Below are 14710 nucleotides of genomic sequence, written 5' to 3' on the forward strand. Positions count from 1 at the left end.
GTGGCGTGCCACGCGCCATCGCCGCTGTTCCCGGTTCGCTCGCTTCGGGATCGACCGCTCCGGAGGAGGTGGACCGTGGCCGGCCGCAGACCCGGCAACCTCGCCGCAGAGGTGACGACCTTCGTCGGCCGCGCCGAGGAGGTGGCCTCGGGCGTACGCCTGCTCGCCTCCGCCCACCCGGTCACCGTGACCGGGCCCGCGGGCGTGGGCAAGTCCAGGCTCGCCCTGCGCATCGCCGGCACGGTCGCCCGCCGCTTCCGCGACGGCCTGTGGCACGCCGAACTGTCGCCCCTCCCAAGCGAGCAAGCGGCCGGGGACGGCGGCCGGGACGCGGTCGCCGCCACCGTGGCCGGGATCATGGGCCTGGACGTCCCGCCGCGGGCGCGGGACGTGGCACGGGCGCTCTCCGATCGCCGGGCGCTGATCCTGCTCGACACCTGCGACCACGTGCCCCGCTCCGCCGCCCGCCTGGTGGAGGCGCTGCTGGCCGAGGCGCCCCGCGTACGCGTCCTGGCCACCACCCGTACGCCGCTGGGGACGGCGGGGGAGCGGGTGCTGCGGCTCGCGCCGCTGCCGGTCACCGGCCCGGCGAACGCCGCCGTCACCCTGTTCGCCCACAGGGCCGAGGCCGTCGATCCCGACTTCGCCCCCGTCCCCGAGGTGGCCGAGATCTGCCGCAGGCTCGACGGCCTCCCGCTGGCCATCGAACTGGCCGCCGCCCGCATGCGCTCACTGTCGGCCCGCGACCTGCTGGCCCGCCTCGACGACGGTTTCGCCCTCCTGGCCCACCCCGGCGAGGCCCCCCTGCCCCGCCACCGCGACCTGCGCGCCGCCATCGCCTGGAGCCACGACCTGTGCGACGAGCCCCAGCGGGCCCTGTGGGAGGCGCTGGCGGCCCTGCCCGGCCCGTTCGACACCCGCACCGCCACCGGGCTCGCAGGTGAGGCGGCAGCCCTGCTCCCGTCCCTCGTGGAGCGCTCGATCGTCCTCGCCGACCCCGGCACGGGCGGCTACCGGCTGCCGGAACCGTACCGCTGGTACGCCCTGGAGCGCCGCGGCGCCGCCTACGCCCCCGCCGCCGGCGCGCCCCACGCGGGCATGACCGACCCCGAGGCGGGTACACCCAGGATCGCGGTCCCGGTCACCGAGGCGCTCAGCGCCCGCGAACTGCAGATCGCGGAACTCATCGCCGAGGGCCGCTCCAACCCCCAGATCGCCGCACACCTGCTCATCGCGAAGCGTACTGTTGACGCACACGTGCGCAACATCCTGGCCAAGGGCGCACTCGCCTCCCGCACCCAAGTGGCCGCCTGGATAGCGGAACGTGACAAGTGGAGCGGGCGATAGCGAAATACCGGAAGCGGTCGGCCGCATATAGGCACTTTCCCCGATGCGAGAACGGCCACCGTGGCAGAAAACTATGGGTGGCCAGTGGGTGACGAGATGTGCCGACGTGTTTTCCGCAGCGCTCAGGCGCCGTTGGGAGGGGTCCCCCGCCGCCTGAGGACACGTGGTGGATCGCTCCATAGGGCGTGACCCACTGGCCAATACCCCTCCCCGCCGGACACCCGGGATCGTCGCCCCTCGGAGCGACCACGACGCACACTTTCACGCCGACCCCACCATGGGGGCATCCCGTACTGCAGGCCCGGCGGTGCCGTACCGACGCCCGCAGACCGCAACCCACCCCGCCCTCCACCCCGCGCCGCCCCATCCTGCGGGGACCACCTCCGGCGCCCCACGCCCCACGGGGCCTCATCCGGCGCGGCCCCATTCCGCGCGCCCACATCCACCGCGCCCACGTGCTGCGCGGCCACATCCGGCGCCCCACATCCTGGGGCCCATCCGGCGCGGCCACATCCTGAGGGGCCGCGGCCCCATCCGCGCGCCCGCACCAGGCGTGGCGCATGGTGGGCGGCCACATCCGGCGCGCCCGCCGCATGCTGCGGGGCCACGTCCGGCGCGCCCACGTCCGGACGCGGTTGCGTCCGGTGCGGCCCCATTCCGCGCGCCCACCCCCCGTCGCGCCGTGGTGGGTGGGCCGGTGGGGGGTTGGGATCTGGTAGACCATGTGCGTGACCGAGCCGACCAGTGACCCGCATGCCCAGGGCGATCTTCTGGCGGCCGATCCGGCGGTGCGGGCGGCTGCGAGGGGGAGGGGGGCGGTCGAGGCGGCGGGGCGGGTGCCGGTGGCGCGGGTGGTGGTGGACAATCCGTTGCCGCATCTGGACCGGCCCTTCGATTATCTGGTGCCGGCGGTGATGGACGAGCGGGCCGTGCCGGGGTGCCGGGTGCGGGTGCGGTTCGCGGGGAAGCTGGTGGACGGGTACCTGCTCGACCGGGTGGAGGAGAGCGGGCACGCGGGCGCGCTCGCGCCGCTGGAGCGGGTCGTCTCGCCGGAGCCGGTGCTCACGGCGGAGATCGCGGGGCTGGCGCGGGCGGTGGCCGACCACTACGCCGGGACGCTGGCCGACGTGCTGCGCCTGGCCGTGCCGCCGCGGCATGCCCGCGCGGAGGCGGCGCTGCCGATGGAGGAGGTCCCGGCGGCGCCGGTGGAGGAGTGGCGGGGGGCGAGCGCCTGGGACGGGTATCCGGTGGGGCGCTCGTTCCTGACGGCGCTGGCCGAGGGGCGGGCGCCGCGGGCCGTGTGGGGCGCGCTGCCGGGGGTGCGGGAGGGGCGGCCCGAGTGGACCTACGCGGTCGCGGAGGCCGTCGGGGCGACGCTGCGGGGCGGCAGGGGCGCGGTGGTGGTGGTGCCCGACGGCAAGGACGTGGCCCACGCCGACGCGGCGCTCACGGCCGTGCTCGGCCCCGGCAGGCATGTGGCGCTGACCGCCGATCTCGGCCCGGCGGAGCGGTACCGGCGGTGGCTGCGGGCGCTGCGCGGGCACGTGCGGGCCGTGGTGGGCACCCGGGCCGCGATGTTCGCGCCGGTGCGCGACCTGGGGCTCGCGGTCGTCTGGGACGACGGCGACGACCTGCACGCCGAGCGGCTGGCCCCCTACCCGCACGCCCGCGACGTCCTCGTGCTGCGGGCCCACCGGGCCGGCGCGGGGCTGCTCGTCGGCGGGCACGCCCGCACCGCCGAGGCCACCCGGCTGGTCGCCGCCGGCTGGGCCCGTACGCTGACCGCCGCCCGCGCCGCCGTCCGGGCGCACGCCCCGCGGGTGCGGCCCGCGGGCGACGACGCCGAGCTGGCCCGCGACGAGGCCGCGCGCGCCGCGCGGCTGCCCAGCCTGGCCTGGCGGGCGCTGCGGCGCGGGCTGGAGAGCGGGCCGGTGCTGGTGCAGGTGCCGCGCCGGGGGTACCTGCCCGCGCTGGCCTGCCAGGGCTGCCGCGCCCCGGCGAGGTGCGGGGCCGTGCCGTTCGCGCGCGACGGGCGGCTCCCCGTCGGCCCGGGAACGGTCCCGGAGGCCGAGGCCCGGTGCGGGGGCCCGCTCGCCCTGCGCGGCGGGCACGCGGCGCCGTACTGCCGCTGGTGCGGCCGGATCGCGGGCGACTGGCGCTGCCCCTCCTGCGGCTCGCCGCGGGTGCGCGCGATCGTGATCGGCGCCCGGCGTACCGCGGAGGAGCTGGGCCGGGCCTTCCCCTCGGTCACCGTGCGCACCTCCGGGCGCGACGGCGTGCTCGCCACGGTCCCCGACGCGCCCGCGCTGGTCGTGGCGACGCCCGGCGCCGAGCCCGTCCCGGAGGGCCGCGGGTACGCCGCGGGCGTGCTGCTCGACGGGTGGGCCCTGCTCGGACGCCCCGATCTGCGCGCGGCCGAGGAGGCGCTGCGCCGCTGGATGAACGCCGCCGCGCTGCTGCGCCCGTCCGCCGAGCTGGTCGTGCTGGCCGACTCGGCGGTGCCCGCCGTGCAGGCGCTGGTGCGCTGGGACCCGGCGACCCATGCCGAACGCGAGCTGTCCGAGCGGATAGATCTCGCTTTCCCCCCGGCCGTGCGGCTGGCCACCCTCACCGGCGCCCCCGCCGCTGTGCGCGAGCTGCTCGCCGAGGCCCGGCTGCCCGCCGGGGCCCAGGTGCTCGGGCCCGTGCCCGTCGAGGCGCGCCGCCGCGACGGGGGCGGGGAAGGGGAGCTGGAACGCGCCCTGATCCGCGTCGGCCGCCCGGGCGGGGCGGCGCTGGCCGCGGCGCTGAAGGGGGCCAGCGGGGTGCGCTCGGCCCGCAAGGCCGCCGATCCGGTGCGGGTGTGCGTCGATCCGGTGGAGGGCCTGTAGCCGTACGCGCGCCGCGATGGCCGCTTTCGCCGATTCGCCGCGCCTTCGGTAAGCCGTTAGTTTTCCCCTGTGTCGATCGAATGGGTTAATCGAGCCATCGACGATCTGCGCGCTTGGGGGCGCGCGCACGCCGTCGCCATCGATGTTGACGAGATCCGGCTGCTGTGCGACTACGCGAGCGACTACCTGGGCGTGGAGACGCTCGGCGACTTCACCTCCGGCACGTTCGAGGAACTGCTGCTTTCGATCTACCCGCGCAAGGTCATCGCGCCGCCCGAGAGCGCCGGCGAGACCCTGGCCGCCGCGCGCACCCTTGTCGACTTCCTCCAGTCCTCGGGGGAGGTCGCCGGCAAGGAGGCGGCGCGCATGCGCGCCACGCTGGACCGCATCGAGCCCGAGATGCCCGAGGCGCTGGCCGACACCTCCCGCTTCGGCATGGCCAAGAGCATCTTCAGCGCGATCGGCCCCGAGTCACTGGAGCACCCCGACCAGATCGGCCCGCTCGGCCCGGGGGCCGACCTGGTCCGTCCGGCCGCCCCCAAGCCCGCCGCCTCTGGGACCGTTCCGCACGCCGGCACCGGGAGCGCCGGGACCCCCGGGCCCGAGCCGTGCGACTGCCCGAAGTGCTCCCCGCTGCCCGCCGTGCGCCTGGCCCCGCGCGAGCGGCTGGCCGCCGCGGCGCGGCAGGTGCCGCTGCTGCACGACGCCCACCGGCTGGTGGAGTGGATGCTCGCCTCCGGCCGCACCCCGACCGCCAAGGGCCGCTTCCGCGCCGCCGACGTCCCCGCCGCGGTGTCCGAGCTGGGCGTGGCCGAGCCCGCGCTGCTGTGGGACCTGGCCGTCTACACCGGCGTCGCCGAGGCGCGCGACGGGGCGGTAGCGGTGGACGACGGGTTCGGCCCGCTCGACGAGCGCGACGAGGACGACGTGCTCGACCTGTGGGCGAGCGCGGTGGAGTACATGGTGGACAAGGACACCGAGGGCCGCGTCACCGGCGAGCCGCTTCTCGACGAGGAGCTGTACGACCTGTGCGACATGCTCTACCGGGTCCAGGCGCCCGTCTCGCTGGACGTCGTGGCCGGCTACCTGGAGGAGACCGGGGTCGGCGAGAGCGCGCCCGACCTGGCCCTGGCGGCGGTCCGGCTGGGCTACTGCGGGCTGGTCGAGCACGTGCGCGGCGACATGATCACGCTCACCCCGCTGGCCGTGTGGGGCCTGCGCGAGCTGTACTCCGACCTCGGCATCGAGGCGCCCGAGGCCCCCGACCTCGCCGACGCGAGCGCCGGGGAGCTGATCGAGGGGCTGCTGTCGGGCGTGCCCGCCGAGCTGGCCGAGGACGACATCACCCGCTGGCTGGAGCGCAGGCCCGCCGGCGCCGCCGCGGCCGAGCTGCTCGGCGCCGCGGCCGGCGCCCCGGCCGTGGCCCGGGGCATCGCGGTGACCATCGTGGACCGGCTGGGCGCGGAGGCCGAGCCGGCCGTGCGCGCCTGCCTGGACGACCCCGAGCTGCGCCCGCACGCGATCCACTGGCTGTCCGCGCGCGGCCTGCCCTGCCCCCAGCTCACCCAGGAGGAGCTGCTGTGGGTGAGCGTGGACATGCTCGCCCTGGCCATGCCCGCCGCCGAGGACGACCCCGAGTCGTTCGCCGAGAACATGGCCGCCTCCGGGCCGCCGGCCCACCTGATCGAGGAGATGTGGCGGGTGGACCACCCCGACGTGGTGGAGGTGCTGGAGCTGCTCGGCCGGTCGATGACCGACGGCAACGTCGCGAAGGCGGCGCGCAAGGCCGCCTTCAAAGCCAGGTCCCGTTCCATCGGATGACGTACTCACCCGTGACCGCTGTGCAGTAAGTTTCCTGAGTGGCAAACAGAGGGAACACCGGAAACGTCTACGACCTCGGCGAGTTGCGGCAACTGGTCGGTGACCTGGGCGAGGTGCCTCCGCGGCAGCGCGCCGAGATCCTCGCGCAGCTCGCCGGCGCCCGCCCTGGCGCGGGCGCGTCCGCCGTCGTGAGCGGCGGCCCGGGTCACGGGGGCGCCGAGGATTCCGAGGGCCCGCTGGGCCCCGAGGGCATCGGCGGCGCGGCCGTCCACGACGCCTGCGACTGCCCCGAGTGCGACCCGGAGGTGCTCAGCTTCCCGCCGGTCGCGCTGCACGACGACGCGCGCCTGGCGGCCGACGTGCTGTCGGTGCCCCTCGTCACCGACGCGCGCAGGCTCGCGGCCTGGACCGGCTCCCGCGAGGTGACCGAGGAGCGCCTGCTACCGCTGGACGAGGCGCGGGCCGCGGTGGCGGAGCTGGTCCTGCCGGTGCCCGCCGACCGCCTCGCCGCCGCCGCGAGCGCCGCCGACATCCCCCTGCTGCACCTGCTGTGGGTGGTCGCGGTCAACACCGGGCTGCTGCAGATCGTCGGCGGCAGGGTCTCGCCCGGCGCCTTCACCGGCTCCGGCGGCGACGCCATGACCCCGCACGAGCTGCTGGAGTTCTACGACGGTGTGGTCATGGACGTCCTGGACCGTGCCGACGACAGCCTCACCGGCTCGGCCGTGGTGGACGACCACCTGGCCGAGATGCTGGCCACGATGTACTCCGTGAGCGAGGGCCTGGCCGAGGCCACGCTGGTCAAGGGCATCCTGCAGTCGCACGAGGTGGCCTGCGAGGCCCCGCCGGAGGAGATGCGCCGCCTGGCCGCGGCGCTCCCCGGCGAGCTGGCCGAGGCCCTGGAGCTGCTGAGCTACTGCGGCCTGATCGAGGGCCACGCCGAGGGCATGCCCAGGCTCACCCCGCTCGGCCTGTGGGCCGTCCGCCAGGATCTGCTGCGCGAGGGCCACGACGCGCCCACCGTGGCCGAGGTCGCCGTCTTCGCCGAGCTGACCGCGCGCGAGCTGGTCCAGGCGATGCTGGCCGGCGAGGCCGCCCCGAGCGCGGTCGCGGTGTGGCTGGAGCGCCGCCGCCCCGAGGACGCCGCCCGCGAGCTGGTCGCGATCGGCTCCTCCGGCACGCCGGGCGTGCGCGGTATGGTCGGCACGATCCTGGAGGAGCTGGGCCCCGAGGCCGAGGCCCCCGTGCGCGCCGCGCTGGACGACCCGCTGATGTGGCGCTACGCCGCCTCCTGGCTGCACGTCCGCGACCTGCCCGCCCCCGCCCTGGGCCCCGAGGACGGCGACTGGCTGGCCGTGGACACCCTCGCCGCCCTCCTGCACGCGAGCGACGGCCCGGAGGAGATGACCGTCTTCGAGGCCGTCATGCAGGAGGACGAGCTGGCCCGCCTGGTCGAGGAGATGCCCTCGGTGGACCACCCCCAGGCCCTGGCCGTCCTGGACCTCCTGGCCGCCAACCACCCCGACCCCGCCATAGCCAAGGCGGCCCGCAAGTCCGCCATGCGCGCCCGCTCCGGCGCCCTCCGCTGAGCGCTGCCCGGACCGGCGCCTGACAGGTAGGTGCCCGACGGTGCCTGACCGGTGCCCGGTCCGGCGCCCTCCGCTGAGCGCCGCCCGGACCCGGTGCCTGAACCGGTGCCCGGCCGGTGCCCGACGGGGCCTGACCGGCGCCCGCCCGGTGCCCGCCCGGTGCCCGGCCCGCCCCAGGCCCCCCGGCCCGCCCGCGCGGGTCCGGGGGAGGTGCGCATCGTGCGCTTATGGTGACTCTTGGTGTACGACGGGCGGGTGGATGGGGCAGATCTTCGCCTTCGGGCCCGTAGACTGGGACGATCCTCGTTCGTCCGTTGATGTGGAACGGAGTGGCCCGTTGGCGATTAAGCCGATCCGCCTGTTCGGCGACCCGGTGCTGCGCACACCGGCCGAGCCGGTGGTTGACTTCGACAAGGAACTGCGCAAGCTCGTCAAGGACCTGACCGACACGATGATGGACGCGCCGGGGGCCGGGCTCGCCGCGCCGCAGATCGGGGTCGGCCTGCGGGTCTTCACCTACTACGTGGACGAGCAGCTCGGGCATCTGGTCAACCCCGAGCTGACCCTCGGCGACGAGGTGGACGAGGAGGGCGAGGAGGGGTGCCTGTCCTTCCCCGGCCTGTCCTTCCCGACGCCGCGGCGCATCCGGGCGGTGGCCAAGGGCTTCGACATGCACGGCGAGCCGGTCACGCTGGAGGGCACCGACCTGATGGCGCGCTGCTTCCAGCACGAGACCGACCACCTCGACGGCATCCTGTTCATCGACCGAATGGACCCCGCGCAGCGCAAGCTGGCCATGAAGGCGGTCCGCGAGGCCGAGTGGAGCGGCCTGCCCGCGCCGCAGGTCAAGTTCTCGCCGCACGCGACCCAGGGGAAGGCGCTGTAGCCGCCGTGCGCCTGGTCTTCGCCGGAACCCCCGAAACGGCGCTGCCCGCCCTGCGGGCCGTGCTCGACTCCCCGCGGCACGAGGTCGCCGCCGTCGTCACCCGGCCCGACGCGCCGTCGGGCCGGGGGCGCAAGCTGCATCCGAGCCCGGTGGCCGAGGTCGCCGAGGAGGCGGGCGTGGAGGTGCTGCGCCCGGCCAAGGCGAGCGACCCCGCCTTCCTGGACCGCCTGCGCGAGATCGGCCCCGACTGCTGCCCCGTCGTCGCGTACGGCGCGCTGCTGCCGCAGGCCGCGCTGGACATCCCGCGCCACGGCTGGGTCAACCTGCACTTCTCGCTGCTGCCCGCCTGGCGGGGCGCCGCCCCCGTGCAGCACGCGGTGCTCAACGGCGATGAGATCACCGGGGCGTCCACGTTCCAGATCGTCAAGGCGCTGGACGCCGGGCCCGTCTACGGCGTCGTCACCGAGCCGATCCGGCCCGCCGACACCAGCGGCGAGCTGCTGGCCCGCCTGGCGATCTCCGGCGCCGAGCTGCTGGTGGCCACGCTCGACGGCATCGAGGACGGCGTGCTCACCCCGCGCCCGCAGCCCGAGGAGGGCGTGAGCCTGGCGCCCAAGCTGACCGTGGACGACGCCCGCGTCGACTGGACCGCCCCGGCCTTCCGGGTGGACCGCCTCGTGCGCGCCTGCACCCCCGCCCCCGGGGCCTGGACCGAGTTCCGCGGCCAGCGGGTGAAGCTGGGGCCGGTGCGCCCGGCCCCCGAGGCCGACAAGCTGGCCCCCGGCGAGGTGGCCGCCACCAAGCACGCGGTCTTCGTGGGCACGGCCACCCACCCGGTGGAGCTGGGCGAGGTGCGTCCCGAGGGCAAGCGGCCGATGACGGCGGCCGAGTGGGCCCGCGGGGTCCGCATCGGCAGCGGCGACCAGGTGGTGTGAGCGCGGCGATGCCCCAGAAGGGACCCGACGACGCCCGCCGCGGCCGGGGCGGGCGCGGTGGCGGCCGTCCGCGGCGGCAGCAGCGGCCGGTGCGCGACGAGGCCCGCAACGCGGCCTACGACGTGCTGCGGGCCGTGGACGAGCGCGACGCCTACGCCAACCTGCTGCTGCCCGCACTGATCCGCGAGCGGCGGCTGAGCGGGCGTGACGCCGGGCTGGCCACCGAGCTGGCCTACGGCACCCTGCGCGGCCTGGGCACGTACGACGAGATCATCGCCGCCTGCAGCGACCGCCCGCCCGAGGACCTCGACCCGCCGCTGCTCGACGCGATCAGGATCGGCGCCCACCAGCTCCTGCGCACCCGCGTGCCCGCCCACGCCGCCGTGGGCACCACCGTCGATCTGGTGCGGCTGCGCATCGGCACCGGCCCCTCGCGCTACGCCAACGCGGTGCTGCGCAAGGTCGCCACCCGCTCGCTGGACGACTGGCTGCCCATCGTGGCCCCCGATCCCGACGACGACCCGATCGGCAACCTCGCCGTCTCCTACAGCCACCCGCGCTGGATCGTCTCGGCGCTGCGCGACGCGCTGGCCGCCGCCCGTCCCGACAAGGACGAGGCGCTGTTCCGCGAGACCGCGGCGCTGCTGGAGGCCGACAACGAGCGGCCCCGGGTGGCGCTGGTGGCGCGGCCGGGGCGCAGCACGGTGGCGGAGCTGGCCGAGGCGGGCGCCGTGCCCGCGGCGTACTCGCCGTACGCGGCCTACCTCACCGAGGGCGACCCGGCGTCCGTCCCGGCGGTGGCCGAGGGCCGGGCGGCGGTGCAGGACGAGGCCAGCCAGCTCGTCGCGCTCGCGCTGACCCGGGTGCCGCTGGAGGGCCGCGACGAGCGCTGGTTCGACATGTGCGCCGGGCCCGGCGGCAAGGCCGGGCTCCTCGACGCCGTCGCGGCCGGCGAGGGGGCGCGGCTGCTGGCCGCCGACGTGCAGTACCACCGCGCCCGGCTGGTGTGGCGCACCACCCGCGACGCCAAGGTGATCGTCGCCGACGGCACCCGCCCGGTGTGGCGCCCGGCGTCCTTCGACCGGATCATGCTCGACGCCCCCTGCACCGGGCTGGGGGCGCTGCGCCGCCGGCCCGAGGCCCGCTGGCGGCGCGACCCGGCCAGCGTCCCCGACCTGGCCGGGCTGCAGCGGGCCCTGCTGGACGAGGCGCTGCGGGCCGTGCGGCCGGGCGGCGTGGTGGCGTACGTGACCTGCTCGCCGCACGTCGCCGAGACCGCGGCCGTGGTGGAGGACTCGCTGGCGCGCCACGCGGACGCCGAGGCGCTGGACGCGCCCGCCCACCTGCCCGAGGTGCCCGGCCTCGGCCCTGGCCCGTACGCGCGGTTCTGGCCGCACCGCCACGGCACCGACGCGATGTTCCTGGCCCTGCTGCGCCGCCGCCCCTGACGATCACGCCGGGGGCACCGTGCCTGGGTAGCGTGGCTGCTGTGAGCGAGTGGGCCGAGTGGTTCGAGGGGTTGCACCGTGCCGAGACCGGGATCACCATCGTGGCCCAGGAGTGGCTGTGGTGGATGGGGCCGCTGCTGTGGCTGGTCTCGGCGCTGGGGGCCGACGGCACGGTGCTGGTGGCGCTGTCGGCGGTGTACTGGTGCGTGAGCCCGCGGCTCGGGGTGCGGGTCGGGCTGGCGGTGCTGGTGTCGGCCGGGGTCAACGCGGTGGCCAAGCTGGCCTTCCACCAGCCCCGGCCCGCGTGGATCGACGGGCGGGTGCGGGTGCTGAGCGGTGAGGGGTCCTTCGGCATGCCGTCGGGGCACGCGCAGACCTCGCTCGTGGCCGGCCGGGTCCTGGTCGGCGGCGGGCGCGGCCCGTACGGGGTGCCCTCGGCGCAGTGGGCGGCGTTCGGTTTCGTGGCGCTGGTGTCGGTGTCGCGGGTCTACCTGGGGGTCCACTTCGTCTCGGACGTCCTCGGCGGGCCGGCGCTCGGCGCGCTGCTCCTGCTGGTGTACGAGCGGCTGGGCGGGCCGGCCGCGCGCTGGTGGCGGGCGCGGGCCATGGCGGTGCAGCTCGCCCTGTCCGTGGCCGCCGGCGCGGTGCTGCTCGGCGGCGGCGCGCTGGCCACGCTGGCGCACGAGGGCTGGTCGCTGCCCGCGGCGTGGCGCGAGGCGGGCGCCGACGACCCGGGCGGCATGGACCGGGTGGTGGCCATGTCGGGGGCCGTGACCGGGGCTTTGGCGGGCGCGTCGGTGATGGCGCGCGCGGGCTGGTTCTCGGCGGCCGGGCCGGCGGGCGTGCGGGCGCTGCGGTGGCTGATCGGGATGGCCGGGGCGGTGCTGGTGTGGGCGGCGGCGGGAGTACTGGGGGAGACGATCGCGGCCGGGGCCGTGCGCTACACGCTGGTGGCGTTGTGGGTGGTCCTCGGCGCGCCGCTGCTGTTCCTGCGACTCGGCCTGGCCCGGCCACGGGAGGTGACGGCGGGCCCATAGACTGGCCCCATCATGGCCGTACAGATCTCGCCCAGCATCCTGTCCGCCGACTTCGCCCGGCTCGCCGACGAGGTGGCGGCGGTGCCCAACGCCGACTGGCTGCACGTGGACGTCATGGACAACCACTTCGTGCCCAACCTCACGATCGGGCTGCCCGTCGTCGAGGCCCTGCTCAAGGCCACCTCGACGCCGATCGACTGCCACCTGATGATCGAGGACCCCGACCGGTGGGCCCCGGCCTACGGCGAGGCGGGGGCGGGCAGCGTGACCGTGCACGCCGAGGCCGCCAGCGCCCCGGTGCGCACCCTGCGCCAGATCCGCGCCACGGGCGCCCGCGCCGGCCTGGCGCTCAACCCGGCCACGCCGGTCGAGCCGTACGAAGACCTGCTCAGCGAGATCGACATGCTGCTGCTGATGACCGTCGAGCCGGGCTTCGGCGGGCAGTCGTTCCTCGACGTGGTGCTGCCCAAGCTCCGCCGGGCCCGCAAGATGATCGCCAAGCACGGCGGGCGGGTCTGGCTCCAGGTCGACGGCGGCGTGGCCGAGGACACCATCGAGCGCTGCGCCGAGGCCGGCGCCGACGTGTTCGTGGCCGGCAGCGCGGTCTACGGCGCCGACGACCCGGCCCGCGCGGTGCAGTTCCTGCGCGAGCGGGCCGAGCGCGTCTGGGAGTCGGCCCTGCCGGAGTCGCAGCCCTGACCCGGCGCCGGTCCTAGCCCAGCGCCGGGTCCAGCACGACCTCCTGGTCGCCGGCGGTCGCCGGGGCCTCCGGGAAGTGGCAGGCGGTCAGGTGGCCCTCGGCGTTCCCCTCCAGGCGCCTCAGCGGCGGCTCCTCGGTGGCGCACGTGTCGCGCGCCTTCCAGCAGCGGGTGCGGAAGCGGCAGCCCGAGGGCGGGTCGATGGGGCTCGGCACGTCGCCGGCCAGGCGGATGCGCTCGCGGGCCGCGCCGTCCGGGTCGGTGTCGGGCACGGCCGACAGCAGGGCGTGCGTGTACGGGTGGCGCGGCCGCTCGTACAGCGACTCGCGGTCGGCGATCTCCACGATCTTGCCGAGGTACATCACGGCGACCCGCTGCGAGAAGTGCCGCACCACGGCCAGGTCGTGCGCGATGAACAGGAACGCGATGCCGAGGTCGCGCTGGAGCCCTTGCAGCAGGTTCACCACCTGCGCCTGGATGGACACGTCCAGCGCGGAGACCGGCTCGTCGGCGACGATCAGCCGGGGTTCCAGCGCCAGGGCCCTGGCCACGCCGATGCGCTGCCGCTGCCCGCCGGAGAACTCGTGCGGGAAGCGGTTGTAGTGCTCGGGGTTGAGCCCGACGATCTCCAGCAGCTCGCGCACCCGCGCGTCGCGCCCGCCCGGGGGCCGGATGTCGTTGATCTCCATCGGGCCGCGGATGATCGAGCCCACGGTCTGGCGCGGGTTCAGCGACGAGTACGGGTCCTGGAAGATCATCTGGATCTCGGAGCGGATCGGCTTCAGCTCCCGCCGGGAGGCGTGCGCGACGTCCCTGCCCCGGTAGCGGATCGCGCCGGAGGTCGGCTCCAGCAGGCGGGCGGCCAGGCGGCCGGTGGTGGACTTGCCGCACCCGGACTCGCCGACCAGGCCCACGCTCTCGCCGGCGCGCACCGTCAGGTCGATGCCGTCCACCGCGTGCACCTTCGCGACCTGCCGTTTGAAGATCAGCCCGCCGGTGACCGGGAAGTGCTTGGTCAGCCCCGACAGCTCCAGCAGGTTATCGTCCGTCACAGCTTGTCCTTGATCTGCTCGGTGAAGATCGTGCGCTTCTGGGCCGGGGTCAGGTAGCACGCGTCGCCGTGCCCCCGGTGCGGCGCCAGCTCCGGGCGCTCGCCCCGGCACAGCCCCGGCCCCGCCAGCTCGGTGTAGTCGCAGCGCGGGTGGAACGGGCACCCGGGCGGCACGTTGATCAGGCTGGGCGGGGTGCCGCGCACCGGGACCAGCGGCACGTCCACCGGCGAGCGCAGCTTGGGCATCGACGACAGCAGGCCCCAGGTGTAGGGGTGGCGGGGCGTGCCCAGGACCTCCCGCACGGCGCCGCGCTCGATCGCGCGCCCGGCGTACATGACCAGGACCTCGTGCGCGGTGCGGGCGACCACGCCCAGGTCGTGCGTGACCATGATGATGGCGGTGCCGGACTGGTCCTGCAGCTCCTTGAGCAGGTCCAGGATCTGGGCCTGTACGGTCACGTCCAGCGCGGTGGTGGGCTCGTCGGCGATCAGCAGGTCGGGGTCGCACACAAGCGCCATGGCGATCATGACCCGCTGGCGCATGCCGCCGGAGAACTGATGCGGGTGGTCGTCCACGCGCGAGGCCGCGTGCGGGATGCCGACCCGGCGCAGCATCTCGATCGCGCGGTCGCGGGCCTCGCGGCGGCTCGCGCCGGTGTGCTTGCGGAAGGTCTCGCCGATCTGCCGTCCCACCGTGTGGTACGGCGACAGCGAGGTCAGCGGGTCCTGGAAGATCATGGCGACCTTGTTGCCGCGCAGCCGCTCCATCTCCCTCGGGCTCGCCCTGGTCAGCTCCCGCCCGTCCAGGGTGATCTCGCCGCCGATCTTCGTGTACGCCGGGTCGTGCAGGCCGAGGATCGCCAGGTTGGTCACCGACTTGCCGGAGCCGGACTCGCCCACGATGCCCAGCGTGGTGCCCTTCTCCACGTCGAAGCTGAGCCCGTCCACCGCGTGGACGACGCCGTCTTCGGTGCCGAAGGCCACGGTCAGGTCGCGGACCGACAGGAACGGGGTGGTCAACGGGGTCT

11 protein-coding genes are annotated in these 14710 nt (G+C 75.8%); 9 read left to right on the plus strand and 2 right to left on the minus strand.

The features are described 5' to 3' along the window. The first annotated feature begins 75 nt into the window (after positions 1-75). The 9 genes from HNP84_RS55875 (at position 76) to rpe (ending at position 12632) form a co-directional block, all read left to right on the plus strand. Positions 76-1347 (plus strand): LuxR C-terminal-related transcriptional regulator, encoded by a 1272-nt coding sequence (locus HNP84_RS55875; protein ID WP_185048531.1) that lies wholly within the window; start codon positions 76-78, stop codon positions 1345-1347. Between the two features lie 722 nt (positions 1348-2069). Beyond that, positions 2070-4217 carry a primosomal protein N' gene (locus HNP84_RS06740; protein ID WP_185048532.1) on the plus strand — a complete coding sequence of 716 codons (2148 nt, stop codon included), beginning with the start codon at positions 2070-2072 and terminating at the stop codon, positions 4215-4217. A gap of 69 nt (positions 4218-4286) precedes the next feature. Beyond that, entirely contained in the window at positions 4287-6038 is a 1752-nt protein-coding gene (locus tag HNP84_RS06745; RefSeq protein ID WP_312924024.1) for a hypothetical protein, read from the plus strand. Positions 6039-6076: 38 nt separating this feature from the next. Then, on the plus strand, positions 6077-7627 hold the full coding sequence (locus tag HNP84_RS06750) for a hypothetical protein (RefSeq protein ID WP_312924025.1): 1551 nt from the start codon (positions 6077-6079) through the stop codon (positions 7625-7627). Between the two features lie 337 nt (positions 7628-7964). Next, on the plus strand, positions 7965-8513 hold the full coding sequence (gene def / locus HNP84_RS06755; RefSeq protein WP_221335965.1) for a peptide deformylase: 549 nt from the start codon (positions 7965-7967) through the stop codon (positions 8511-8513). 5 nt (positions 8514-8518) lie between these two features. Then, positions 8519-9448: a methionyl-tRNA formyltransferase gene (gene fmt, locus HNP84_RS06760; RefSeq protein ID WP_185048534.1), complete on the plus strand. Its 930-nt coding sequence runs from the start codon at positions 8519-8521 to the stop codon at positions 9446-9448. Between the two features lie 8 nt (positions 9449-9456). Further along, positions 9457-10896 carry an RsmB/NOP family class I SAM-dependent RNA methyltransferase gene (locus HNP84_RS06765; protein ID WP_185048535.1) on the plus strand — a complete coding sequence of 480 codons (1440 nt, stop codon included), beginning with the start codon at positions 9457-9459 and terminating at the stop codon, positions 10894-10896. Positions 10897-10937: 41 nt separating this feature from the next. After that, complete coding sequence (locus HNP84_RS06770) at positions 10938-11933, plus strand: phosphatase PAP2 family protein (RefSeq protein ID WP_185048536.1); 996 nt, start codon at positions 10938-10940, stop codon at positions 11931-11933. Between the two features lie 12 nt (positions 11934-11945). Beyond that, the gene (gene rpe, locus HNP84_RS06775) at positions 11946-12632 is read left to right on the plus strand and encodes a ribulose-phosphate 3-epimerase (protein ID WP_185048537.1); all 687 of its coding nucleotides are present in this window, start codon (positions 11946-11948) and stop codon (positions 12630-12632) included. Between the two features lie 13 nt (positions 12633-12645). Here the strand turns inward: rpe and HNP84_RS06780 are convergent, their stop codons facing one another. After that, positions 12646-13683: an ABC transporter ATP-binding protein gene (locus tag HNP84_RS06780; protein WP_185048538.1), complete on the minus strand. Its 1038-nt coding sequence runs from the start codon at positions 13681-13683 to the stop codon at positions 12646-12648. Next, positions 13680-14702 carry an ABC transporter ATP-binding protein gene (locus HNP84_RS06785; protein ID WP_185048539.1) on the minus strand — a complete coding sequence of 341 codons (1023 nt, stop codon included), beginning with the start codon at positions 14700-14702 and terminating at the stop codon, positions 13680-13682. The genes HNP84_RS06780 and HNP84_RS06785 overlap by 4 nt, the downstream gene beginning before the upstream one ends. Between the last annotated feature and the right edge of the window lie 8 nt (positions 14703-14710).

Origin of the sequence: Thermocatellispora tengchongensis (assembly GCF_014202315.1) — a bacterium.
Lineage (GTDB): Bacteria > Actinomycetota > Actinomycetes > Streptosporangiales > Streptosporangiaceae > Thermocatellispora > Thermocatellispora tengchongensis.

Bases quoted from the DNA above. Each gene is read 5' to 3' on its own strand.
- HNP84_RS06765 (WP_185048535.1), top strand. From the start codon at position 9,457: ATGCCCCAGAAGGGACCCGACGACGCCCGCCGCGGCCGGGGCGGGCGC.
- rpe (WP_185048537.1), top strand. From the start codon at position 11,946: ATGGCCGTACAGATCTCGCCCAGCATCCTGTCCGCCGACTTCGCCCGG.
- HNP84_RS06740 (WP_185048532.1), top strand. From the start codon at position 2,070: ATGTGCGTGACCGAGCCGACCAGTGACCCGCATGCCCAGGGCGATCTT.